This is a genomic window from Bradyrhizobium sp. JHI2711 (assembly GCF_056156565.1).
This window is the reverse complement of sequence record NZ_JBPZPT010000001.1, coordinates 2,362,694-2,384,678: the sequence shown is the minus strand read 5'-3', so window position 1 is coordinate 2,384,678 and position 21,985 is coordinate 2,362,694. Positions and strand designations below refer to the sequence as shown.

Annotated in this window: 22 protein-coding genes; 13 read left to right on the top strand and 9 right to left on the bottom strand. The window is 64.7% G+C overall.

All coding sequences use genetic code 11. The features are described from left to right. The first annotated feature begins 119 nt into the window (after positions 1-119). From ACTEK7_RS11165 to ACTEK7_RS11145, 5 genes are all read left to right on the top strand, one after another. On the top strand, positions 120-857 hold the full coding sequence (locus tag ACTEK7_RS11165) for an SDR family oxidoreductase (protein WP_225146200.1): 738 nt from the start codon (positions 120-122) through the stop codon (positions 855-857). Between the two features lie 61 nt (positions 858-918). Further along, positions 919-1,920 (top strand): NAD(P)H-dependent flavin oxidoreductase, encoded by a 1,002-nt coding sequence (locus tag ACTEK7_RS11160; protein WP_225146199.1) that lies wholly within the window; start codon positions 919-921, stop codon positions 1,918-1,920. 108 nt (positions 1,921-2,028) lie between these two features. Then, a complete protein-coding gene (locus ACTEK7_RS11155) occupies positions 2,029-2,445 on the top strand; it encodes a hypothetical protein (protein ID WP_225146198.1) in 417 nt (138 codons plus the stop codon). A 112-nt stretch (positions 2,446-2,557) separates the two neighbouring features. Further along, a complete protein-coding gene (locus ACTEK7_RS11150) occupies positions 2,558-4,123 on the top strand; it encodes an alkaline phosphatase D family protein (protein ID WP_225146197.1) in 1,566 nt (521 codons plus the stop codon). Between the two features lie 145 nt (positions 4,124-4,268). Continuing rightward, positions 4,269-5,087 carry an aldo/keto reductase gene (locus ACTEK7_RS11145; protein ID WP_225146196.1) on the top strand — a complete coding sequence of 273 codons (819 nt, stop codon included), beginning with the start codon at positions 4,269-4,271 and terminating at the stop codon, positions 5,085-5,087. A gap of 266 nt (positions 5,088-5,353) precedes the next feature. Here the strand turns inward: ACTEK7_RS11145 and ACTEK7_RS11140 are convergent, their stop codons facing one another. Together ACTEK7_RS11140 and ACTEK7_RS11135 are read right to left on the bottom strand one after the other, a co-directional pair. Further along, positions 5,354-5,593, bottom strand: a complete 240-nt coding sequence (locus ACTEK7_RS11140) for a hypothetical protein (protein WP_225136478.1) — start codon at positions 5,591-5,593, stop codon at positions 5,354-5,356. Positions 5,594-5,695: 102 nt separating this feature from the next. After that, positions 5,696-6,148 (bottom strand): hypothetical protein, encoded by a 453-nt coding sequence (locus tag ACTEK7_RS11135; RefSeq protein WP_225112628.1) that lies wholly within the window; start codon positions 6,146-6,148, stop codon positions 5,696-5,698. A gap of 159 nt (positions 6,149-6,307) precedes the next feature. Between ACTEK7_RS11135 and ACTEK7_RS11130 the strand changes: the two genes are divergently transcribed. Beyond that, positions 6,308-6,580: a helix-turn-helix domain-containing protein gene (locus ACTEK7_RS11130; protein ID WP_036031024.1), complete on the top strand. Its 273-nt coding sequence runs from the start codon at positions 6,308-6,310 to the stop codon at positions 6,578-6,580. Positions 6,581-6,600: 20 nt separating this feature from the next. Here the strand turns inward: ACTEK7_RS11130 and ACTEK7_RS11125 are convergent, their stop codons facing one another. Beyond that, on the bottom strand, positions 6,601-7,833 hold the full coding sequence (locus ACTEK7_RS11125; protein WP_036031027.1) for an aminotransferase-like domain-containing protein: 1,233 nt from the start codon (positions 7,831-7,833) through the stop codon (positions 6,601-6,603). Between the two features lie 51 nt (positions 7,834-7,884). Next, positions 7,885-8,412, bottom strand: a complete 528-nt coding sequence (locus ACTEK7_RS11120) for a DUF3124 domain-containing protein (RefSeq protein ID WP_036004005.1) — start codon at positions 8,410-8,412, stop codon at positions 7,885-7,887. 67 nt (positions 8,413-8,479) lie between these two features. Between ACTEK7_RS11120 and ACTEK7_RS11115 the strand changes: the two genes are divergently transcribed. From ACTEK7_RS11115 to ACTEK7_RS11100, 4 genes are all read left to right on the top strand, one after another. Beyond that, positions 8,480-10,210 (top strand): cation:proton antiporter, encoded by a 1,731-nt coding sequence (locus ACTEK7_RS11115; RefSeq protein WP_036004008.1) that lies wholly within the window; start codon positions 8,480-8,482, stop codon positions 10,208-10,210. 189 nt (positions 10,211-10,399) lie between these two features. After that, positions 10,400-11,476, top strand: coding sequence for a 3,4-dihydroxy-2-butanone-4-phosphate synthase (gene ribB, locus ACTEK7_RS11110; RefSeq protein WP_036004011.1), 1,077 nt, complete (start codon positions 10,400-10,402; stop codon positions 11,474-11,476). Positions 11,477-11,612: 136 nt separating this feature from the next. Further along, positions 11,613-12,827 (top strand): acyl-CoA dehydrogenase, encoded by a 1,215-nt coding sequence (locus ACTEK7_RS11105; protein WP_036004014.1) that lies wholly within the window; start codon positions 11,613-11,615, stop codon positions 12,825-12,827. Positions 12,828-12,990: 163 nt separating this feature from the next. Next, positions 12,991-13,908: an MBL fold metallo-hydrolase gene (locus ACTEK7_RS11100; protein ID WP_036004017.1), complete on the top strand. Its 918-nt coding sequence runs from the start codon at positions 12,991-12,993 to the stop codon at positions 13,906-13,908. A gap of 71 nt (positions 13,909-13,979) precedes the next feature. On the opposite strand, the gene ACTEK7_RS11095 is transcribed toward ACTEK7_RS11100, so the two are convergent. Then, on the bottom strand, positions 13,980-14,834 hold the full coding sequence (locus ACTEK7_RS11095; RefSeq protein WP_036004020.1) for a DUF1499 domain-containing protein: 855 nt from the start codon (positions 14,832-14,834) through the stop codon (positions 13,980-13,982). A 253-nt stretch (positions 14,835-15,087) separates the two neighbouring features. Beyond that, the gene (locus tag ACTEK7_RS11090) at positions 15,088-16,716 is read right to left on the bottom strand and encodes a fatty-acid--CoA ligase (protein ID WP_036004029.1); all 1,629 of its coding nucleotides are present in this window, start codon (positions 16,714-16,716) and stop codon (positions 15,088-15,090) included. Positions 16,717-16,781: 65 nt separating this feature from the next. Here ACTEK7_RS11090 and ACTEK7_RS11085 point away from each other — a divergent pair, with 65 nt between their 5' ends. After that, positions 16,782-17,864: an extensin family protein gene (locus tag ACTEK7_RS11085; RefSeq protein ID WP_225146195.1), complete on the top strand. Its 1,083-nt coding sequence runs from the start codon at positions 16,782-16,784 to the stop codon at positions 17,862-17,864. Between the two features lie 36 nt (positions 17,865-17,900). Here the strand turns inward: ACTEK7_RS11085 and ACTEK7_RS11080 are convergent, their stop codons facing one another. After that, positions 17,901-18,581 carry a L,D-transpeptidase gene (locus ACTEK7_RS11080; RefSeq protein WP_036031037.1) on the bottom strand — a complete coding sequence of 227 codons (681 nt, stop codon included), beginning with the start codon at positions 18,579-18,581 and terminating at the stop codon, positions 17,901-17,903. Positions 18,582-18,918: 337 nt separating this feature from the next. Between ACTEK7_RS11080 and ACTEK7_RS11075 the strand changes: the two genes are divergently transcribed. Continuing rightward, positions 18,919-19,896 (top strand): magnesium transporter CorA family protein, encoded by a 978-nt coding sequence (locus ACTEK7_RS11075; RefSeq protein WP_036004038.1) that lies wholly within the window; start codon positions 18,919-18,921, stop codon positions 19,894-19,896. A gap of 204 nt (positions 19,897-20,100) precedes the next feature. After that, complete coding sequence (locus ACTEK7_RS11070; RefSeq protein ID WP_035696491.1) at positions 20,101-20,319, top strand: hypothetical protein; 219 nt, start codon at positions 20,101-20,103, stop codon at positions 20,317-20,319. A 213-nt stretch (positions 20,320-20,532) separates the two neighbouring features. Here ACTEK7_RS11070 and ACTEK7_RS11065 read toward each other — a convergent pair whose 3' ends face one another. Together ACTEK7_RS11065 and pdxH are read right to left on the bottom strand one after the other, a co-directional pair. Next, the gene (locus ACTEK7_RS11065; RefSeq protein WP_036004050.1) at positions 20,533-21,285 is read right to left on the bottom strand and encodes an SDR family NAD(P)-dependent oxidoreductase; all 753 of its coding nucleotides are present in this window, start codon (positions 21,283-21,285) and stop codon (positions 20,533-20,535) included. A 26-nt stretch (positions 21,286-21,311) separates the two neighbouring features. Beyond that, positions 21,312-21,953 (bottom strand): pyridoxamine 5'-phosphate oxidase, encoded by a 642-nt coding sequence (gene pdxH / locus ACTEK7_RS11060; protein ID WP_036004041.1) that lies wholly within the window; start codon positions 21,951-21,953, stop codon positions 21,312-21,314. Between the last annotated feature and the right edge of the window lie 32 nt (positions 21,954-21,985).

Sequence of the window (21,985 nt, the reverse complement as noted above, 5' to 3'; positions counted from 1 at the left end):
AGAGATTTTCACTAGAAGCTAACATTCAGCCGCTCAGTTTGACAGTTCTATTTTTGAACTATAGCCTCCGGCACATAAATGCCGCGCGCTCGCAGCGCGGCCCATGGGAGGAGGCGGTCTTGTCCAAGCGAAACGCCACTGCGGCCGTCATCGGAGCCGGCGATTTCATCGGCGCCGAGATCGCCAAGAAGTTTGCCGCCGAAGGGTTCTCGATTTTCGCCGGCCGCCGCAATGGCGATAAGCTGGCGCCGCTGGTGCAAGAGATCGAAGCCGCCGGCGGCGAGATCCACGCCCGCTCACTCGACGCGCGGAAGGAAGATGAGGTCATCGCCTTCCTCAACGACGCCGACAAGTACGCACCGCTGGACATCTGCATCTTCAACGTCGGCGCCAACGTCAATTTCCCGATCCTCGACACCACCGAGCGCGTGTTTCGGAAGGTGTGGGAGATGGCCTGCTATTCCGGCTTCCTCGCGGGCCGTGAGGCGGCGCGGCTGATGCTGCCGCGGGGCGGCGGCAACATCTTCTTCACGGGTGCGACTGCAAGCCTGCGCGGCGGCAGCGGGTATGCCGCCTTCGCCAGCGCCAAGTTCGGCCTGCGCGCGGTCGCGCAGGCGATGGCACGCGAGCTCGGGCCGAAGAACATCCACGTCGCCCATCTCATCATCGATTCCGGCGTCGACACCGAATGGGTGCGCCAGCGCCGGCTCGAGGCGCTCGGGCCGAATGCGCTCGATAATCCCGATCTCCTGATGCCGCCGTCATCGGTCGCGAGCGCCTATTGGCAGCTCTACCAGCAGCCGAAGAGCGCCTGGACCTTCGAGATGGAGATCCGCCCCTTCGGAGAGAAATGGTGACCGCCGCGAGAAAGTCCGGCTAGACTGAGCTCAACATCAAGCAAAACCGGGAGGATTTTCAGTGAGGACCGCGATCACCGAACTGTTCGGCATCGAGCACCCGATCATCCAGGGCGGCATGCATTTCGTCGGCTTCGCCGAGCTGGCCGCTGCCGTCTCCAATGCCGGCGGGCTCGGCATCATCACCGGTCTCACGCAGAAGACACCCGAGCTGCTCGCCAAGGAGATCGCGCGCTGCCGCGACATGACGGACAAGCCGTTCGGCGTCAACCTCACCTTCCTGCCGGCCTTCTCGGCGCCGCCTTATCCGGAATATATCGCGGCCATCGTCGAGGGCGGCATCAAGGCGGTGGAGACCGCGGGCCGCAGCCCGGAAGCCTACATGCCGGCGCTGAAGGCCGCCGGCATCAAGGTCATCCACAAATGCACATCGGTGCGTCACTCGCTGAAGGCCGAGCGCATCGGCTGCGACGCCGTCAGCGTCGACGGCTTTGAGTGCGGCGGCCATCCCGGCGAGGACGACATTCCCAACATGATCCTGCTGCCGCGTGCGGCGGAAGAGCTGAAGATCCCGTTCGTCGCCTCCGGCGGCATGGCCGATGGTCGCAGCCTGGTCGCGGCGCTCTCGCTGGGCGCGGCGGGCATGAACATGGGCACGCGCTTCATCGCCACCAAGGAAGCGCCGGTGCACCAGAACGTCAAGAATGCTCTCGTCGCAGCCACCGAGCTCGATACCCGCCTGATCATGCGGGCGCTGCGCAATACCGAGCGCGTCCTGAAGAACGCTAATGTCGACCGCCTGCTCGAGATCGAGCGCGAGAAGGGCGCCAAGCTCACGATCGACGACATCCACGACCAGGTCGCGGGCGTCTATCCCAGGATCATGCTGGACGGCCAGATGGATGCCGGTGCCTGGAGCTGCGGCATGGTCGCGGGCCTGATCCACGACATCCCGTCCTGCAAGGAGCTGATCGATCGCATCATGGACGAGGCGGAAACCATCATCCGCAGCCGCCTGCTGGGGTTCCTGGACGGGACGGACGCTGCGCGAAAGGTCGCCTGACACCGTCAAACTTCTTAACCACGGCGGCATCTGACCGCTGGAATTACGCGCGGCGCCTCCTAGATAGGGTAAATTGCCCCTTTCATAAATCGATTTCAGGAGGCGTCCGTGGTCCTGAAAAGCGTTCCCTTCGCAACTGCCTTCGCCCTCGTGGTCGCAGGGGCCGGTGTTGCGCGCGCCGACGACTACAAACCCGGCGAATATCTTGGTCTCGATCTCTCCAAGGCGGTGCTGTCGCCGAAACGTCTCGGGCCGGAGACGCACTTCGCGCCGGTCGCGCTCGAAGCGCGTGGCGCGAACGAAGCGCAGGCGCGTGCTGAGCCGGTCGATGTGCCGAAGAAGGTTGCCGCCGAACGTGTTCGTGTGGCCGAGCCAAAGAGCGCGCATGCCAGAAGCGCACCGTCGCGCGGGGCGGCCCGCGCCAAGCTAGCACGCCGCGGCAACCCGCTCGATGCGCAGGCGATGGACACCCGCATCCAGACCTGGCCATGCCGCTCTGGCGGCATCTGCAACTGGAAGCGGTGATCACAGGCGTCGTCCCAGCGTCGCAAAACCGTAGGCGCGGAGTCAAGAAACTGTAAGCCGGGAGTCAAGGAGCGCAGGCACCTTCCGTCGCGATTCGACGAAGGTCTCCTGAATGGCAACGCTCCGCGCCTCGCGCGCATGGACCCGGCGGCAGTTTCTGGTCCGCTCCGCTTCCAGTCTCGCCATCGCCGCGCTCGCGAAGCCTCATTTGAGCCGCGCCGCCGATCGGCCGCAGATCGCAGGCGGCATCCAGTCCGGCGACGTCTCCGGCGGCTCCGCGGTGATCTGGGCGCGCGCCGACCGTCCCGCGCGGATGCAGGTGGAATGCTCCACGGTCGAGAGCTTCAAGACCATCATCGCCTCGGCCTCGGGCGATGCGCTGCCCGCTGCCGATCTCACTGCAAAACTCCTGCTGGCGGATCTGCCGCCCGGGCAGGACATCTTCTACCGCGTCCGCTTCGACGACATCGCCACCGGACTCGTCGGCGAAAGCCGCGTCGGCCATTTCCGCACCGCGCCGGCAGCGCGCCAGTCGATCTCGTTTCTGTGGTCCGGTGACACCGCGGGCCAGGGCTGGGGCATCGACGTCTCCCGCGGCGGCTATCGCAGCTATCGCACCATGCTCGATAACAATCCGGATTTCTTCATCCACTGTGGCGATCACATCTACGCGGACTGCACGATCCCTTCCGAACAGAAGCTGCCGAACGGCGAGACCTGGCGCAACCTCGTCACCGAAGAGAAGTCGGAGGTGGCGCACACCCTGGCGCAGTTCCGCGGCAACTACAAATACAACCATCTCGACGAACACTTTCGCGCCTTCCATGCGCAGGTGCCGATGTTCGCGCAATGGGACGATCACGAGGTGACCAACGACTGGTCGCCGATCGGGACCTATGACGAGTCCGGACACGAGGACGACGGCACCCCGCGCCTGGTCGCGCGAGCCCGCCGGGCCTTCTTCGACTTCATGCCAATCCGCGACATCGGCGCGCGGCACGGCCGCGTCTATCGCAAGATCGCCTATGGCCCGCTGCTCGACGTCTTCATGATCGACATGCGCAGCTACCGCGACGAGAGCTGGAACAAGGGCGATGATCACCGCGGCTGGATCCTGGGCGCCGAGCAGCTCGCCTGGCTCAAGCGCGAGCTCGCCGCTTCGCGCGCGACCTGGAAGGTGATCGCGGCCGACTTGCCGATTGGCCTGATCAGCCTGGATGCCGTTGCGCTTGGCCATGGGCCGCCCGACCGGCGTGAGCACGAGATCGCCGATCTGCTCGCATTCATCACGCGCGCCGGTATCCGCAACATCGTCTGGCTCACCGCCGACATGCATTACACCGCCGCGCACTACTACGATCCGAAGAAGGCGCAATTTAAGGATTTCGAGCCGTTCTGGGAGTTCGTCTCCGGCCCGCTGCATGCCGGCAGCTGGGGACCGGGCGAGCTCGACAACACCTTCGGCCCGGTCGCGATGTACCAGCATGGCTGCAGCGCTGCGCAAGGCGAGAATCTCGCGCCCTGCTTCGGCTTGCAGTTCTTCGGGCGGGTCGACATCGATGGCCACAGCGGCGTGATGACGGTGACCCTGAAGGACGTCGACAATCGCGACCTCTGGTCGGTCGACATCGTGCCGCAGCCGCAGGTGCATCCGTCGCTGGTGGCGCAGCATTGGTGAGGTTGCTAACCCGATCTTGATTGGCCGCTTTGCTCCTCCCGCGCTAGGGTGAGGGGTCCCGCCACTTCTTTTCCATCACCGAAAAGTCTGCTCACGCGGCATCGCCGCGCGATCCGGTGGGCTGAATTGCTCAGGAGCCTGTTGCATGGATCATCTGAAAACCCAGGGCATCAGCATGCCCAAGCTCGGCCTCGGCACCTTCCGCATGCAGGGCGATGCCTGCCGTGCCGCGGTCGAGAGCGCGCTTTCGATCGGCTATCGCCACATCGATACCGCCGAGATGTACGCCAACGAGGAGGCGATCGGCGCGGCCATCGCCGCGTCCGGCGTGTCGCGTGGCGAGTTGCACGTCACCACGAAAGTCTGGCACGAGAACCTCAGCTCCGATGCGATCCGCCGCGCTTTCGACGCCAGCCTTAGGAAGCTCCGGCTCGACCATGTCGACCTCTATCTCGTGCATTGGCCGTCGAAGGCCGCGAACTGGGGGGCGGTGTTCGAAACGCTGATGACGCTGAAGGAGGAGGGGCGCACGCGCGCCATCGGCGTTGCCAATTTCACCACCGCGCTGCTCGAGGTCGCGGTCGAGGAGATCAAGGCGCCAATCGCCTGCAACCAGGTCGAATATCACGCCATGCTCGATCAATCGAAGGTGCTTGCCTATCTCCAGCCGAGGTCGATCCCGCTGGTTGCCTATTGTCCGCTGGCGCAAGGGCGTTTCGCGAGCGATCCGGTGCTGGCCGACATCGGCGCCCGGCACGATGCCACCGCCGCGCAGGTCGCGTTGAAATGGCTGCTCGACCAGGACGGCGTCGCCGCGATCCCCAAGGCCTCGCGGCGCGAGAGCCAGCAGGCCAATCTCGACGCGCTGAAGATCACGCTCGACGATGCCGATCGCGAGAAGATCGCCGCGCTGGCGAAGGACAGACGCTGCGTCAATCCAGGTTTCGCGCCGGCGTGGGATTAGGCGCTCTTTACCCTCTCCCCCTGTGGGAGAGGGTGGCTCGCCGCAAAGCGGCGAGACGGGTGAGGGGGCTCTCTCCGCGCATGAGTCTTTCACTTTCGGACTTGCTGACGCAACCCCTCATCCGGCGCCATAGCCGGTGCGCAGCATCGGCGTTCTCAAGAACGGCGGCCGAAGGCCGCCTATGCCACCTTCTCCCACAAGGGGAGAAGGAAAAGAACACAACAGAAATGGCCCCGTGAGGGGCCATTTCCTTGTCGCGTTGCGCATTAGTCCCAGTGGTGATGGCGATGGCTGCGCTTGATCACGACGACCTTGTCGCCGCGATGGTGGCGATGCCAGCCATGATGACGATGTCCGCGGAATTCGGCGCGGGCGCCGTACGGGCCGTGGTGATGATGATGATAGCCGCCGCTGCGCTTGATCACCACCGTCTCCGCACTTGCGAGCGTCGGCGCCGCGATCACGAGCGCACCGAGAGCCGCAACCACATAACCAAGCTTCGTCATGATGTCCTCCTCCAAACGAATGCACATCTAAACCGCAGATTTGCGCGAACGTTCCGGAGGAGCGGGGAGAGAATTCTGAACGGATGTTCAGACGAAGGCGTGCTAATCGCAGCGCTGCTGCGCGGGCGTCGGCGCACCGCTGGCGACGTATTTGCCGTTGCTGATCGTGTACTCGCCGCGCTCGCTGCGATTGTAGATCGCGCGCAGGCTGCCGTCCTTCTGCAACAGCAACCCGAACTCGCGGGCCTGATGCAGCGAGGGGAAGTACACCATGACATTGAGCAGGCCCTCGGCATTGACCGTGGCGGACACCACCTCGTTCTCGTCCCTGGCCTCGCCGAAATCGCGCCGGTACATCACACGGCCGTCTTTCCGGATTTCGTAAGTCAAGCGCGCGCCCTGGTCGCGGTCGGGCCTACCCGAGCAATCGACCGCCCAGGAGCCGAGCAGGCCCCATTGCTCCACGGTCACGGCCAGCGTCTCGGCACCAGCCGTGGGGGTGAACGCGACCCACAGCACCGCAGCCGCGATCCAGCGGCCCGAACAACGCATCATGTCCTGAAAAACCCCGCCTCGAACAATTCCAAAGTTTAGCATCCCGCGCGCGGCCCTGCCACGGCGGCTGCCGATCGCCCGCGAATTTGATCCGCGTCAATGAGGCGGGGCGGTTCGAAGATAAGATGGCGTTTCCCGAAGGCGAACGTGGATAGAGCAATGCTGAATCAAGTCATGGATTTTGCGGGCGAAGTACTGCCGGGGAGCTGTGCCGTACCGCCTTATTCCGAGGCCGCGTTTCTGAGCGAGCTGGGCGATCGGTTGCGGTCCTCACGCATGCGCTGCGATCTGTCGCGCCGGGAGCTCGCCCGGCGCTCGGGGATTTCCGAGCGCTACATCGCCCAGATCGAGGCCGGCAAAGGCAACGTCTCCATCGTCCTGTTGCTGCGGCTGGCTTCCGCGATTCACGGCAGTCAGCCACAGGCGGCGTGAGGAGACGTCCGGACTGGGCCTCAGGCTCGCTTCTCCACATTGGCGCTGCGGGCGGGCACGCCAAACTCCTTGCGGCAGACTTCGGCTAGCACGGCGACGCCATCGCGGATCTGCTGGTGCGTGGGGCTGGCAAAGCACAGCCGCAGCCGCGAAGCGGAATGGCCCTTGCTGGTCGACCATTCCGGCCCCGGATTGATCGAGACGCCGGCGGCGAGCGCGGCCTGATACAGCTTCAGCGTATCGACCTGGTCGGGCAGCTTCACCCAAAGGAAGATGCCGCCCTTGGGCTCCTCGAACTCAGCGGCGGTCCCGAACTGCTCGTTGAGCGCTTCCATGAGCGTGTCGAGCTTGGTGCGCAGCGCCTTGGTCAGGGCCGGCACGTGAGTTGAAAAATGCGGCTTGCAATAGGTGGCGAGCACCATCTGCTCCAGCGCACCGGAGCCAGCATCCGTCTTCAGCGCCAGCATCCGCGACATCACCTCCCAGGGCGCCACGACGAAGCCGACGCGCAGCGCCGGCGCGATCGACTTGGAGAACGAGCCGATATGAATCACGCCGCCGCTCTCGCTCATCGCGTAGATCGCGGGCGGCCGCTGCCCCGACCAGATGAGGTCGGCATAGCAATCGTCCTCGAAGATGGGCACGCCATATTCGGTCGCGAGCCGCACCAGCTCGGTGCGGCGGCTCTCGGGCATGATGCTGCCGGTCGGGTTCTGCACCGTCGGAATGGTGTAGATGTATTTCGGCCGGATGCCGCGGCGCTTCAGGTCGGCCAGCGCGGAGGCCAGCAGATCCATGCGCATGCCGTCCTGGTCGAGGGGAATGCCGACGACGTTGACGCCGAGCCGCGCCAGCCGTGTCAGGGAGCCCTGATAGCTCTCCTGCTCGAAAATCACGGTGTCGCCGCGCGTCAATAGGGTGGCGTTGACGAGGTCGAGCGCCTGCAGCGAGCCGGAGACGATCAGGAGGTCGTCGACCGTGCAGCTGATGCCGGCGTCGCGCTTGAGTTTCGTCACCAGGAATTCGCGCAACGGCAGGTAGCCCTGCGGACCATGCGCCAGACCATAGGTGGCGAGCGAGCGGCCCTCGCGCCGCAGCACCGTGTCGGCCGCTTCGATCAGCTCGTCGAGCGGCACCTGTTCGGAATCGTTGTTGCCGCCGACGAAGCTGTATTTGGCAAGGCCCGTCCAGCGCGCAGACGGGGCCGGCAGCCCTGCTGGAAACAGGGGCGCGAAATCGAAGCTGGACGTCATGGGAGCGTTCCTCGTTTTGTTCTTGTTGAGCTCGGCTTTGCACCGGCCGCCTTACTTCTTGCCGGCCGTCCTGGTCGGACGGCCCTGACTGATGAAAGCGTAATGCGTGTTGGCGATGCCGCCAACCATTAAGGCTTCGACCACGGGTTCTGCGATCTCGCCCGTGGCGGCCCAGTCGACCAGAAAATTGGCGCCGGTCCCGCCGCGCACGTCGTCGGTCGGAATGAAGATCGAGACGGTGGCGAGCGGCCTCAACGCCACCGGCGTCTTCAGATAGCTCTCGACCTGCTTGCCTGCGGTGTCGAAATAGGCGATGCGTTTGATGACCAGCGGCTGGGTCTCGGAGGCGTTGTGTACGCTCAGCGTCACCGAGAAGTCGACACGCAGCTTGCCCTGGCTCATCGCGACGCTGGAATAGGCGGGCACGTAGAAACCGCCGGATACGGCGAGGTCCTCCTTCAGCGGCGTGGTGAGCGAATCGGCAAAGTTTTGTTCGATACTGACCTTGGATTGCGCGGCGGCGGGCACGGCAAAGGCGAGGGGAGCGAGCAGCATGGCTGCGAAGAGCCCATTCCGCATGTGACGAATTGCTCGCTTGCCGCACCGCAACCCACCTCTAGGGTGCGGCAAAACGGACCAATTTGGCATGCATGAGCTCATTCGCGATATCACACTCTCTATTCTGTTCGCCTGGATGCTGGGGCTTCTCGCCCATTTCTCCCGGCAACCGCTGATCCTGGCCTACCTTATCGCCGGCTTCTGCATAGGTCCATTCGGCGCCGGCTGGGTCCATTCGCAGGAATCGATCAGCGTCATCTCCGAGCTTGGCCTGATCTTCATGCTGTTCATGATCGGGCTCGAGATCGACCTGAAGAAGATCGTTCGGGCCGGGCGGGTGATCCTGTTCGCGGCGGGCAGCCAGCTGCTGGGCGGCTGTCTGCTCGGGCTTCTGTTCTTCGTCGGCATCGGCCTGTCGCTCGGCGGTGGGCATTTCGATGCGGTCTATCTCTGCGTCGCCTGCGCGCTGTCGAGCACGGTCATCATCGTCAAGGTGCTCTACGAGAAGCGCGAGCTCGATACGCTGCCGGGCCGCATCACGCTCGGCGTGCTGGTGCTCCAGGACATCTTTGCCATCCTGTTCCTGGCGGTGCAGCCGAGTCTCGCCAATCTGCAGGTCAGCGTCATCCTGCTCTCGATCGGCCGCGTCGCGGTGCTGGTCACGGCCGCGCTTCTGGTCAGCCGCTACGTGCTGCCGCGCGTGTTCCACCAGATCGCCCGGCGGCCCGAGCTGATCCTGCTCGGTGCGCTCGCCTGGTGCTTTCTCGTCGCCGAGACCGCCTATCAACTGTCGCTGTCGCGCGAGATGGGTGCGCTGATCGCCGGCGTCTCGCTCTCGACCTTCCCCTATGCGCTCGATGTCACCGCCAAGGTCACCACGCTGCGCGACTTCTTCATCACGCTGTTCTTCGTCGCGCTCGGCATGACCATTCCCGTGCCCGGCCTCTCGGTGATCAGCCTCGCCTTGATGATCGCGGCGTTCACGGTGGTGAGCCGCCTCGTCACCACCTTCACCCCGCTCTATCTGATGAAGCAGGGCCTGCGCGCCAGCCTGTTGCCGGCGCTCAACCTCGCGCAAATCTCCGAGTTCTCGCTGGTCGTGATCCAGACCGGCGTCGCCGACCGCCACATCGCAGCCGAGACGGCGAATGCGGCTTCGTTCGCCTTCGTGGTGCTGGCGGTGCTCTCGACCTTCGTGATGACCCGCAGCGACGAGATCACCCGCTGGGCGATCGGCCCCTTGAAGCGGATCGGCCTGCGCGATCTCGACCATGGCAACGGCCATGCCGAGGAGGGCCACGGGGGCGGCCATGGCGAGGCCCGCCGCATCGTCATCCTCGGCTTTTTCCGTGCGGCGAGTGCGCTGCTGGCCGAGATCGAACGGCAGGCACCGGTGCTGCTGGAGCAGATCACCGTGGTCGATTTCAACCCCAATGTGTACCAGACCCTGCTTTCACGTGGTCTGCACGTGATCTATGGCGACATCAGCAGCGCCGACACGCTGCTCCATGCCGGCGTCGGCAAGTCCGAGATGATCATCCTCAGCGTGCCGGATTCGCTGCTGAAGGGCGCCACCAACGAGAAGCTGGTCCGTCACGTCCGCGCGCTCAATCCGACCGCCCTGATCGTCGCCACGGCCGACCTGTTGGCCGACGTCGGCGCGCTCTACGAGGCCGGCGCCAGCTATGTCACCGTGACCCGGCTCAGCGATGCACATGAGCTGTTTACCGTGATCGAAGCCGCCCAGGCCGGCCTGCTCGCGGACAAGCGCGCCGAGCTCGATCAGCGCCTCGGCGAGCGCCGCGAGGTGCTGCCCTGATGGCGTCGGGCCGCCTTCCTTGCCCGCCTTCCTTGCGGGCAATCTGCGCCTATATCGCTGGTATGCCCGGTGCAAGCCTGAAACCCATCGGCAGGCCCGCCCTCGGACATATGTGGTTGCGCTGGGGAGACTAGCGCCCCGACCCAAGTCCGGCTAAGCCTCCCGGCCATAACCGATAGAGATTGGGAAATGCCCGATAGCGTTCAGGAAGTCTTGCAGGCCTTTGCTCGGGGTGAGCTCGTGGTCGTCACCGACGACGAGGACCGCGAGGGCGAGGGCGATCTGATCGTCGCCGCCTCGCTGTGCACCGCCGAGAAGATGGCCTTCATCATCCGCCATACCTCCGGCATCGTCTGTGCGCCCGTGACGACCGAGGACGCGCGCCGGCTGCGGCTCGATCCGATGGTCGCCCACAACGATTCCGCGCACACCACCGCGTTCACGGTCTCGATCGACTACAAGCCCGACGGCGGCACCGGCATCTCCGCCGAGGAGCGCGCCTCGTGCTGCCGCGCGCTCGCCAATCCCAATGTCGGCGCCAACGACTTCGCCCGGCCCGGCCACATCTTCCCGCTGATCGCCAAGGACGGCGGCGTGCTGCTTCGCTCCGGCCACACCGAGGCCGCGGTCGACCTCTGCAAGCTTTCCGGCCTGCCGCCGGTCGGCGTCATCAGCGAGCTCATGAACGACGACGGCAGCGTGATGAAGGGCGAGCAGGTCGCGCAATTCGCGGTCAGGCACAAGCTCAAGCACGTCACCATCGCGGACATGATCGCCTACCGCCAGGCGCGCGAGAAGCTGATCGAGCGGGTCTCGACCTTCGTCACCGACAGCCCGATCGGTCCCTTGCAGGGCTATGCCTACCGCTCGCCGTTCGATTCCATCGCCCACGTCGCCTTCGTCTATAACGGGGTCGGCGACGGCAAGAACGTGCTGACGCGCTTTCACAAGCCGAACATCGTCAAGGACACCTTCACCGGCCACAAGCGCATGGCCGCCGTGCTCGAGCATTTCAAGAAGACCGGCCGCGGCGTGCTGGTCTACCTGCGCGACGGCGCGGCCGGCGTGCCCGTTTCGCCGCTGCCGGACGAGACGTCGACGGAGGCCGACCGCAACCGCCAGTGGCGCGAGGTCGGCGTCGGCGCGCAGATCCTGCGCGACCTCGGCGTGACTTCGATCCGGCATCTCACCTCGTCGGTGCACGACTACAAGGGCCTATCGGGCTTCGGCATCGAGATCGTCGCCAACGAGCAGCTCGAAAGCTGACACGCATTGTCTTTCTCCCGGTCGCGCTGAAAGCGCCACCCCGGAACGACCAAGCCAGGATGCAATTGAACTTGTTGCCGCGGCGCTTTACTTTGTCGGGCAATTATCGACGGAACCAGACGCGAAAGGACGTTTCATGAGCGTGCGCCCTCAGGCCAAGGACAAGCCGGCTGCGGCTTCTTTCCAGTGGGACGATCCGTTCCTGCTCGACGAGCAGCTCACCGAAGACGAGCGCATGGTTCGCGACACCGCCCGCGCCTATGCGCAGGACAAGCTGCTGCCGCGCGTCTCCAAGGCCTATCTCGAGGAGAAGACCGACCGCGAGATCTTCAACGAGATGGGCGAGCTCGGCCTGATCGGCATCACGCTGCCGGAAGAATATGGCTGCGCCAATGCGAGCTACGTCGCCTATGGCCTCGTCGCGCGCGAGATCGAGCGGGTCGATTCCGGCTATCGCTCGATGAACTCGGTGCAGTCCTCGCTGGTGATGTACCCGATCTACGCCTATGGCGACGAGAACCAGCGCAAGAAGTACCTGCCCAAGCTCGCCAGCGGCGAGTGGGTCGGCTGCTTCGGCCTGACCGAGCCCGATGCCGGCTCCGATCCGGCCGGCATGAAGACCCGCGCCGAGAAGGTGTCGGACGGCTATCGCCTCACCGGCAGCAAGATGTGGATCTCGAACGCGCCGATCGCCGACGTCTTCGTGGTCTGGGCCAAGTCGGCCGCGCACGACAACCAGATCCGCGGCTTCGTGCTGGAGAAGGGCATGAAGGGCCTGTCCGCGCCGAAGATCGGCGGCAAGCTCTCGCTGCGCGCCTCCATCACCGGCGAGGTCGTGATGGACGGCGTCGTGGTCCCGGAGGACGCCCTGCTGCCCAACGTGTCCGGCCTCAAGGGCCCGTTCGGCTGCCTCAACCGCGCCCGCTACGGCATCTCCTGGGGTGCGCTTGGCGCCGCCGAGGACTGCATGCACCGCGCCCGTCAATACACGCTCGACCGCAAGCAGTTCGGCAAGCCGCTCGCCGCGACCCAGCTGGTGCAGAAGAAGCTCGCCGACATGGAGACCGAGATCGCGCTTGGCCTGCAGGGCTCGCTTCGCGTCGGCCGCCTGATGGACGAGGGCAAGTTCGCGCCCGAGATGATCTCGATCATGAAGCGCAACAATTGCGGCAAGGCCCTCGACATCGCCCGCACCGCCCGCGACATGCACGGCGGCAACGGCATCTCGATCGAGTATCACGTGATGCGCCACGTCCATAACCTCGAGACGGTCAACACCTACGAGGGCACCCACGACGTCCACGCCCTGATCCTGGGCCGCGCGATCACGGGCATTCAGGCGTTTTTCTAGTCACTGTGTTTTTCCGCCGCGGCTAGCTTGCTCAACTGTCATCGCCCGCGCAGGCGGGCGATCCAGTATCCCAGAGACTTCGCTTTTGTCACTGGCGCTGCGGCGTACTGGATACCCCGCCTTCGCGGGGTATGACGGCAGAGAGTGTGGCACAGGAAGTCCCATGTCCGACAACGACGACGTCCCGTTCAACCGCAACTTTCCGCTGAAGCCCGGCATCGTCGAGGAGGTCCGCCCCGGCGTGCGGCGCGTGCTCTGCAACAATCCGAGCCCGTTCACCTTCACGGGCACGGTCAGCTACATCGTCGGCAAGGGCAATGTCGCGATCATCGATCCCGGTCCAGACGATGCGGCGCATGCGGCGGCGCTGCTCGATGCCGTGCGCGGCGAGACCGTGACGCACATCTTCGTCACCCACACCCATCGCGACCATTCGCCGAACACCGCGCGGATCAAGCAGGCGACGGCTGCGCCGGTCTATGCCGAAGGCCCGCATCGCGCCTCGCGGCCGCGATTCGAGAGCGAGAAGCACAATCCGGAATCCGGCGCCGACCGCGATTTTGCCCCGGACGTCAATCTCGCGCACGGCGACGTCGTGGAAGGTGACGGCTGGCGGCTCGAAGCCGTCGCGACGCCCGGCCACACGGCCAACCATCTGGCATTCGCCTGGCCGGAGCGGAAGTTCAACTTCGTCGGCGATCACGTGATGGGCTGGTCGACCTCGATCGTGGCGCCGCCGGACGGCTCGATGATCGACTACATGGATTCGCTCGACCGGCTCGCCACCCGCGAGGAGGATCTCTATTTCTCGGGCCATGGCCCCGAGATTCCCGAGGGCCAGCGCTTCGTGCGCTTCCTGATCCGCCACCGCAAGGCACGCGAGGCCTCGATCCTGCACCGCCTCGCCAAGGGCGAGACCGACATCCCGACCATGGTCCGCGCGATCTATATCGGTATCGATCCGCGCCTGACGACAGCTGCCGGCTATTCCGTGCTGGCGCATTTGGAAGATCTGGTCGCCCGCGGCGTGGTGGCGACGGATGGCGATCCCGTGATCGGCGGGACCTATCGGATGGCCTAGGGGGCGAATAGCGAATGGGGAATAGCGAATGGGCGGCTCCATTCGCTATTCGCTACTCCCCATTCGGCAAGTCACTTCTTCACCGTCTTCGCCGGCGCCTTGGGCGGCGTCACCGGCGTCTTCTTCACCGGCTTGAGTGCATCGGCATCGGCGGCGGTGTTGAGGTCGTCGATGAACGTCTTGACGCGTGCGGCATTGCTGCCGAGATCGCTGTCGAAATTGCGCGACGCAGAGCGGATATCGACGCGGGAATCATCGCCATCCGGCACGACCCTGATCGAAACGTCCTCGCGGAAACCCATGATCGGCGTGCGCGCCACCGCCTCGATGCGGCCGATGCGGCGCGGCGGCTGCGGTGCGCGCTCGTCGATCACGATCCATTTGCGCTTGTGGACGAGCTGAAGCGCGATCGCATAGGCGCGGTCGGCCGAGATCTCGAGCTCGACGGGCTCGATCTCGGGATAGAAATGGCGCTGCTGCTCCGCCGAATAGAGGCCGGCATAGACCGCGGTGTTGGTGCCCTCGCCGGTGCGCAGGCGCGCCAGCGCATCGAAGCGCGGCGGATCAATCGGATTGGTGGTGATGTCGTAGATCGACGGCAGCTTGCGATATTGAAAGGCCAGATAGGCGGGATAGGCGAGGATCGCCCCGTCGATCAGGAAGGCGAGCAGGATGCGCGCCATGCCGCGCGAGCCGTTCTGCCAGATTGCGGCAAAGCCGGCGAGCCCGAATAGGATCGAGAGGCCGGCGATCGCGAGCCCGCCGATGAACGTCGCCAGCGCCGGCTTGGGCTCCAGGAAATCGAAACGGACGACGATGATCGACACCACCACCGCCAGAACCGCGAACACGGCCAGATTGCGCGCCCAGCTCGCGAGGCTGGACACGGGCTCCGACTGGTATGGAGCGGAAAACCTGCGGGCCATCGGGTGAGCTCTGCCGGGGTTGGCGATGCCGGCCGATTTGGCGCGACGATGCGCAGTTGAGACCACGGCGCGGGAGCAAATTCAAGGGTTCCGGCTACGCCCAAGCCGTCATGCCCAGGCTTGTCCCGGCCATCCACGTTCACTGCACCGTGGGGCAAGGCGTGGATGGCCGGGACAAGCCCGGCCATGACGTCGTGGAGGCTTCAACAAGTCGGACGCTGACGCCCCTCCAAGGAGGGGCGCACCCAGCCCGTCACGCCGCCGCGTTCGGGAACCGGTAATCCTTAAACTGGTCGCGCAGCGCCGTCTTCAGGATCTTGCCGGTGGCGGTGTGCGGAATGCCGTCGACGAAAGCGACGTCGTCGGGCATCCACCATTTGGCGATCTTGCCCTCCATGAACTTCAGGATGTCCTCGCGCGTGGCCTGCTGGCCCTGCTTGAGCTGCACGATCAGCAGCGGCCGCTCGTCCCATTTCGGGTGGAACACGCCGATCACGGCGGCTTCCGCCACGGCGGGGTGGCCCACCGCGAGGTTTTCGAGGTCGATCGAGGAGATCCACTCGCCGCCGGACTTGATCACATCCTTGGAGCGGTCGGTGATCCGCATATAGCCGTCCTCGTCGATGGTCGAGACGTCGCCGGTGTCGAAGAAGCCGTCCTCGTCGAGGATGTTGCTATCGACGCGGTAATAGGCCTTGGCGACGGCGGGCCCGGAGACCTTGAGGCGGCCAAAGGTCTTGCCGTCCCAGGGCAGCTCCTTGCCGGCATCGTCGGTGATCTTCATCTGCACGGCGAACGGCGCATAACCCTGCATCTGCAGCACGTCGAGCCTGGCATCGCCGGTCGCATTCTGGAACGGCGGCTTCAGCGCCGCGACGGTGCCGATCGGGCTCATCTCGGTCATGCCCCAGGCGTGGCGGACGTTCGAGCCCATGTCGAGGAAGGCCTTGATCATCGAGCGCGGCATTGCCGAGCCGCCGCAGATCACCATCTTCAGATCCGGCAGCTTGAGATTGTTGGCGGTCATGTGCTGGAGCAGCATCAGCCACACCGTCGGCACGCCGGCGGTGTGCGTCACCTTCTCGGTCGAGAGCAGTTCGTAGACCGAGGCGCCGTCGAGCTTGGCGCCCGGCATCACCAGCTTGGTGCCCTGCGAGGGCGCGGAGAAGGCGATGCCCCAGCTGTTGGCATGGAACAGCGGAACGACCGGCAGCATTGTCTCGGACGCACTGGTGCCGAGCGCGTCGACGTTATTGGCCATCAGCGCGTGCAGCACGTTGGAGCGATGCGAATACAGCACACCCTTGGGATCGCCGGTCGTGCCGGAGGTGTAGCACATCGCCGCCGCCGTGTTCTCGTCAAAGTCCTTCCATTTGAATTTGCCGTCGGCCTGCGCAATCCAGTCCTCGTAGGCGACCGCGTTCTTCAGCGTGGTCTCCGGCATGTGAGCCTTGTCGGTGAGCACGATGTAGCGCTCCACGCTGGGCAACTTGTCCGCGATCTTCTCCAGGATCGGAATGAAGGTGAGATCGGTCATCACGACGCGATCCTGCGCATGATTGATGATCCAGGCGATCTGTTCGGGGAAAAGGCGGGGATTGACGGTATGGCAGATGGCGCCGATCCCCATGATGCCGTACCAGACCTCCAGATGGCGCCAGGTGTTCCAGGCGATCGTTGCGACGCGATCGCCGAGCTTGATGCCGTCGCGCTCCAGCATCTGCGAGACCTTGAGCGCGCGCTTGTGGATCTCGGCGTAGTTGGTGCGATGGATCGGTCCCTCGACCGAGCGTGTGACCACCTCCTGCTTGCCATGAATCCTGGCGGCGTGTTCGATGATCCGGTGGCAGAGCAGGGGCCAATCTTGCATCAAACCAAGCATTCCGACGTTCCTCCGAGAAGTCGCTGGGCGCGTTATCGCTCTCAGCGTTGGGCCAAAGAATTGCCATGAGTTTTAGCCTGCCGGACTTTCGTCGCAAATGGTCTTGTCGCGGCTATATGTCCGCCGGGGCGGCAATGGTTACCGCTGCGGCGGGGCTGTTGCTGATCGCCGAAAGGGCAGAGGCGCGGAAATATCATGCGCCGCTCGATATCTTCAACCTTGGAGCACCGAAGCCCCGCGCAACCGTTCGCGCCGCCAGGATTCCGCTGCCGAAGCCGCGTCCCGAGGAGGCCCCCAAAGCGTCGGGTGAGGGGGCGGCGCAGGCAGACGGCAAGCCGTCCCCCGACAAGCCAGATGCGGACAAGCCCGCCGAGGCCGCGCCGCCGCCCGAGAAGCAGGCCTCGGCCTGCCGGCTGGCGCTGAACGAGGAGATCGCGATCGCGCCGTCCATTCCGGATATCCGCGGTCCCGGTGCCTGCGGCGGCGAGGATCTGGTGCGACTGGAGGCCATCGTGCTGCCGGACAAGCGCAAGGTGACGGTCAAGCCGGCGGCCATCCTCCGCTGCACCATGGCGTCCGCGCTCGCCGATTGGGTGCGCAAGGACATGGCGCCGCTGGCGACCAGCCTCGGCTCCGCCGTCAGCGAGCTCGACAATTTCGACAGCTTCGAGTGCCGCGGCCGCAACCGCGTGGCCGGCGCGATGCTGTCCGAGCACGGCAAGGCCAATGCCATCGACATCCGCGGCATCAAGCTCGCCAATGGGCAGTCGATCGGCCTGACCGACCGCACCACCTCGCGCGAGGTGCGCGAGCGCGTGCTGCACTCGGTCTGCACTCGCTTTTCCACCGTGCTCGGCCCGGGTTCGGACTGGTACCACGAGGACCACATCCATCTCGATCTCGCGCAGCGACGCAACGACTACCGGATTTGCCAATGGAACGTGTGGGATCCGCTGCCTCAGGTCGCACCGCTGCTGCCGGCGGAGCGTCCCGAGGAGGCACCGCCGCGCGAGGTCGCGGCCAAGCCCGAGGCAAAGGAGGGCGCCGACGGCGGTGAGGCGGAAAAGCCTGCTGCACCTGCGGACAAGCCGGCGGCGGATGGCAACAAAGCCCGATCGCACCAGCCGGCAACAAAAAAGCGCCGGTGAAACCGGCGCCTTTGAAAGGCCTCGGGCAAGGCCTGCTTAGTAGGGTGAACTGGAACCACCCTGGAGCGCGAGGCGCGGCTTGTAGGGCGAATCGCCGTGCTTGGGCTCGAGCACCACGACGAGGGTGCCGAGCTTGACGCGATCATAGAGATCGATCGCGTCCTCGTTGGTCAGGCGGATGCAGCCTGACGAGATCGAGGCGCCGATATATTCCGGCTGGTTGGTGCCGTGGATGCGGAACAGCGTGTCCTTGCCCCCAGAATGGAGGTACAGCGCGCGGGAGCCCATCGGATTGTCCGGTCCGGGTGCGACATAGGTCGGCACGCCCAAGCGCGAGATTTCGCCGGGGGTGGGGTGCCAGGCCGGCCATTCGGTCTTGCTGGCCACCTTGGCGATGCCCGACCAGGCCATGGCCTCTTCGCCGACAGTGATGCCGTAGCGGATCGCTTTGCCGCCCTCCAGCACGTAATAGAGGTAATGGTTGTCGGAATCGACCACGATCGAGCCCGGCGCTTCCTTGCGGTGGAATTCGACAATGGCGCGGCGGAACGGTTCTGCGACCGCGGTATTCTCGTATTTCACCTTGGCAAGGAGTTCTTTGTCCTTGGGCTTGAACGCCTTGGTGTCCGTCGCCTCGTAACGCGTCGTGGCCTGCATGCAGCCCGACAGCATCAGGCCAGCGGCCAAAATCCCAAACATAATTTTCAGCGACGACATGGTTTGGTTCCAATCAAAGCAATCGTGCGGAAGGGACCTGAGCGTAGCGCCCAAGTTCCTCGACTCCGTTAAGCCCATTATGGTTGAAATCTGCCACAATTCCAGCGCTGAAGCCGTTTTCCAGGGCTGTAAGACCCCAGCTGTGGCTTTTCTGCCGCAAATTTGGGGGTGTCGTGCGGGTTTTTTTGGTGAGACGCGCCAGACTGTTCCTCCGGCGCCACAGTTGAGCCCTAGGGCCGCCGCAGATGCAAACGCTCCGTTAATGTTGTTGTCATCGTGAACCTGTCAGAATCGCGCTAAGGGCTGTCGTTCTGTCGTAGGATCTCTGGAGCTTTTGATGTTTTCGGTGTTCGTTCTCTCCGAGACCTCCCTCAAGAAGGCGGTTGTCGAGGATCTCACAGCGCTGCCGGAGAACGCAGTCTGGATCGACCTCGTCAACCCCTCGGCTGCCGAGGACAAGGCGGTCGAGCGGCTGGCGGGCATCGCCATCCCGACCCGGGAAGACATGCAGGAGATCGAGATCTCCAGTCGCCTCTATATGGAGAACGGCGCGCGCTACATGACCGCGACGCTGATGTGCCACTCCGATACCGACATGCCCCGGACCACCGCGGTGACCTTCATCCTCGGCGATCACCGCCTGGTGACGGTCCGCTACGACCTGCCCAAGCCCTTTGCGCTGGTCGAGGCCAAGCTCGCCCGCTCCTGCACGCCCTCGATCACCGGCGAGATGGTGCTGATGGAGCTCCTGGACGCCGTGATCGACCGCTGCGCCGACATTCTGGAGCGCTGCGGCGCCGAGATCGACCAGGTCTCCCACGAGATCTTCGAGCCGGAGAGCGAGCGCCACGGCCACGCCAAGCGATATTCCCAGATCCTGATCTCGATCGGCCGCAAGGGCGACTTGACCTCGAAGGTTCGCGAGAGCCTGGTGTCGATCGGCCGCGTCGTGACGTTCCTGTCCGCCGTGGTCGAGGGCGTGAAGTGGTCGAAGGACATGCGCGAGCAGCTCAAGACCATGCAGCGCGACGTCGCCTCGCTGACCGATCACGCCTCCTATCTCTCCAGCAAGATCACCTTCGTGCTCGACGCCATGCTCGGCGTCGTCAATCTCGAGCAGAACAACATCATCAAGCTGTTTTCGGTCATGGCCGTTGTCCTGATGCCGCCGACCCTGATCGCCTCGATCTACGGCATGAACTTCAAGGTGATGCCGGAACTCGAATGGGTGCACGGTTACCCGATGGCGCTGGTGATGATGCTGATCGCCGCCATCGTCCCCTACTGGATCTTCAAGTGGAAGAAGTGGCTGTAGGATCGTGCGCGAGCAAAGATACCTACCGAGACCTTACGCCGCTCGCATAGACACGATCAATCGTGTCGCAGAATCGATCGGGATTGCGGCGACGCGGTGACGCGTGTGTCATGCCGCAATTCCTCCGGTAAAATTTGAGCGGTGGGCTGAACGTTTGCGCGAAACTTGTCTGCGATAAGCAGGGCGTAGCCGCGAGGAACAGCCATGGTTGAGAAACACATAACGTCGCCCCGCAACGTCATCGATCTGGCGAACTACCGTCAGGTTCTGGCGAGCGGCAAGGCGCCGTCGATGTCGGCACGCATGTGCCGGCACTGTGGTGCTCCGCTGCTCGATGGTGAGAACGACGACGACTGCTCGACTGCATTCAGCACGGCCGCTCCGCGGCCGCGCGAGCGGTCACGTCGGATTCGACTCGATTGAGGAACGGAAGGTAAGGGCGATCCAGGTCTTGCGGCGGCGTTGTCTGGATCGCCTTGCTTCCCTGAGCGGCCATTTCCACTTCCGTCATTGCGAGGAGCCACCCGGTCCCGCCTCCGGCGGGCCGGATGACAGGCTCCGCGACGAAGCAATCCAGACTGTCTTTGCGGAGGCAGTCTGGATTGCTTCGCTTTCGCTCGCAATGACAGTGCCCGCCTACACGTGCTGGCCGCCGTTGATGTGGATCTCGGCGCCGTTGACGTAGGAGCTGGTGTCCGTGCACAGCACGTAGATGATCTTTGCCACTTCGTCGGGCGTGCCGAGGCGGTGCATCGGGATCTGCTGCTCGACGATCTTCTCGGTGCCCGGCGACAGGATCGAGGTGTCGATCTCGCCCGGGGCGATCGCGTTGACGCGGACGCCGATGCGGCCGAAGTCGGAGGCCATCTCGCGTGTCAGCGCTGCGAGCGCGGCCTTCGAGGTGGCGTAGGCCGCGCCTGCGAAGGGGTGCACGCGCGAGCCCGCGATCGATGTGACGTTCACGACCGACCCCTTGGCGGCCTTCAATTCCTCGATCAGCCCCCGCGCCATCATGATCGGCGCGAAAAAGTTGACATGGAAGACGTGGGTCCAGGTATCGAGGTCGGTGTCGACCGAGCCCAACCGCGAGCCGCCGGCGCCCTTCGGCGAGATCGCGGCGTTGTTGACCAGCGCATGCAGCGTGCCGCCCTCGAGCCGGTTGCGGATCTCCGAGATCGCGCGCGCGGTGTCCTTGGGATCGCCGAGGTCGACCTGGATGTGGTCCTCCGGCCCTGCGTCCCAGGGGCAGTCCTCCGGGAAAGGATGCCGCGAGCAGGTGATGACGCGCCAGCCCGCCGAGGAGAAACGGATCACGGTGGCGTGGCCGATGCCGCGGCTGGCTCCGGTCAGGAGCAGCGTACGGCGCGGCGCATTGGACGAATGCGGCATGGACATCTTTCAGGTCGGCCCAAAGCTTACGGATACATTCGCGTCTTGGACCACGGTTGGCCGGCCGCGTCACGGCGAAATTCAATGCGGTCGTGCAGGCGGAACGGGCGGTCGTGCCAGAACTCGATCCGCACCGGCGTGATGCGCCAGCCGCTCCAGCCCGGCGGCCGCGGCACTTCGCCGATGACGTATTTGGCCGCGACCTTGGCGATGGCCTGCTCGAACGCGAACCGGCTCTCCAGCTCTTGCGATTGCTTGCTCGCCCAGGCGCCGATCTGGGCCTGCTTCGGTCGCGTCGCGAAATAGGCGTCGGCCTCCGCGTCGGTCACCGGCGTCACGTTGCCGCGGATGCGCACCTGACGGCGCAACGACTTCCAGTGAAAAAGTAACGCTGCCTTAGGATTTGCGGCGAGTTCGCGGCCCTTCTGGCTGGCGATGTGGCTGTAGAAGACGAAACCCTCGGTATCGAAGCCCTTCATCAGCACCATGCGCACATCAGGCAGCCCGTCGGGATCGACCGTTGCGAGCGCCATGGCGTTCGGATCGTTCGGCTCGCTCTTGACCGCTTCGTTGAGCCAGGCCTCGAACAACGCAAATGGCTCGTCGGCAGCGGTGAAATCACCGGATGTTAAGGGTGTCTGGTGTTTCATCGAGGTCGTGTCGGTCATGTCCGGAGTCCGAGTTGCGTCCCGCGGCCCAA

Excerpts from the sequence above, each read along its gene's own strand:
- ribB (WP_036004011.1), top strand. The coding sequence starts at position 10,400 with ATGCCCGATAGCGTTCAGGAAGTCTTGCAGGCCTTTGCTCGGGGTGAG.
- ACTEK7_RS11095 (WP_036004020.1), bottom strand. The coding sequence starts at position 14,834 with ATGGCCCGCAGGTTTTCCGCTCCATACCAGTCGGAGCCCGTGTCCAGC.
- ACTEK7_RS11070 (WP_035696491.1), top strand. The coding sequence starts at position 20,101 with ATGGTTGAGAAACACATAACGTCGCCCCGCAACGTCATCGATCTGGCG.
- ACTEK7_RS11145 (WP_225146196.1), top strand. The coding sequence starts at position 4,269 with ATGGATCATCTGAAAACCCAGGGCATCAGCATGCCCAAGCTCGGCCTC.
- ACTEK7_RS11085 (WP_225146195.1), top strand. The coding sequence starts at position 16,782 with ATGAGTTTTAGCCTGCCGGACTTTCGTCGCAAATGGTCTTGTCGCGGC.
- ACTEK7_RS11135 (WP_225112628.1), bottom strand. The coding sequence starts at position 6,148 with ATGATGCGTTGTTCGGGCCGCTGGATCGCGGCTGCGGTGCTGTGGGTC.
- ACTEK7_RS11105 (WP_036004014.1), top strand. The coding sequence starts at position 11,613 with ATGAGCGTGCGCCCTCAGGCCAAGGACAAGCCGGCTGCGGCTTCTTTC.
- ACTEK7_RS11140 (WP_225136478.1), bottom strand. The coding sequence starts at position 5,593 with ATGACGAAGCTTGGTTATGTGGTTGCGGCTCTCGGTGCGCTCGTGATC.
- ACTEK7_RS11115 (WP_036004008.1), top strand. The coding sequence starts at position 8,480 with ATGCATGAGCTCATTCGCGATATCACACTCTCTATTCTGTTCGCCTGG.
- pdxH (WP_036004041.1), bottom strand. The coding sequence starts at position 21,953 with ATGACCGACACGACCTCGATGAAACACCAGACACCCTTAACATCCGGT.
- ACTEK7_RS11100 (WP_036004017.1), top strand. The coding sequence starts at position 12,991 with ATGTCCGACAACGACGACGTCCCGTTCAACCGCAACTTTCCGCTGAAG.
- ACTEK7_RS11080 (WP_036031037.1), bottom strand. The coding sequence starts at position 18,581 with ATGTCGTCGCTGAAAATTATGTTTGGGATTTTGGCCGCTGGCCTGATG.
- ACTEK7_RS11090 (WP_036004029.1), bottom strand. The coding sequence starts at position 16,716 with ATGCTTGGTTTGATGCAAGATTGGCCCCTGCTCTGCCACCGGATCATC.
- ACTEK7_RS11075 (WP_036004038.1), top strand. The coding sequence starts at position 18,919 with ATGTTTTCGGTGTTCGTTCTCTCCGAGACCTCCCTCAAGAAGGCGGTT.
- ACTEK7_RS11150 (WP_225146197.1), top strand. The coding sequence starts at position 2,558 with ATGGCAACGCTCCGCGCCTCGCGCGCATGGACCCGGCGGCAGTTTCTG.
- ACTEK7_RS11125 (WP_036031027.1), bottom strand. The coding sequence starts at position 7,833 with ATGACGTCCAGCTTCGATTTCGCGCCCCTGTTTCCAGCAGGGCTGCCG.
- ACTEK7_RS11130 (WP_036031024.1), top strand. The coding sequence starts at position 6,308 with ATGCTGAATCAAGTCATGGATTTTGCGGGCGAAGTACTGCCGGGGAGC.
- ACTEK7_RS11120 (WP_036004005.1), bottom strand. The coding sequence starts at position 8,412 with ATGCGGAATGGGCTCTTCGCAGCCATGCTGCTCGCTCCCCTCGCCTTT.
- ACTEK7_RS11065 (WP_036004050.1), bottom strand. The coding sequence starts at position 21,285 with ATGCCGCATTCGTCCAATGCGCCGCGCCGTACGCTGCTCCTGACCGGA.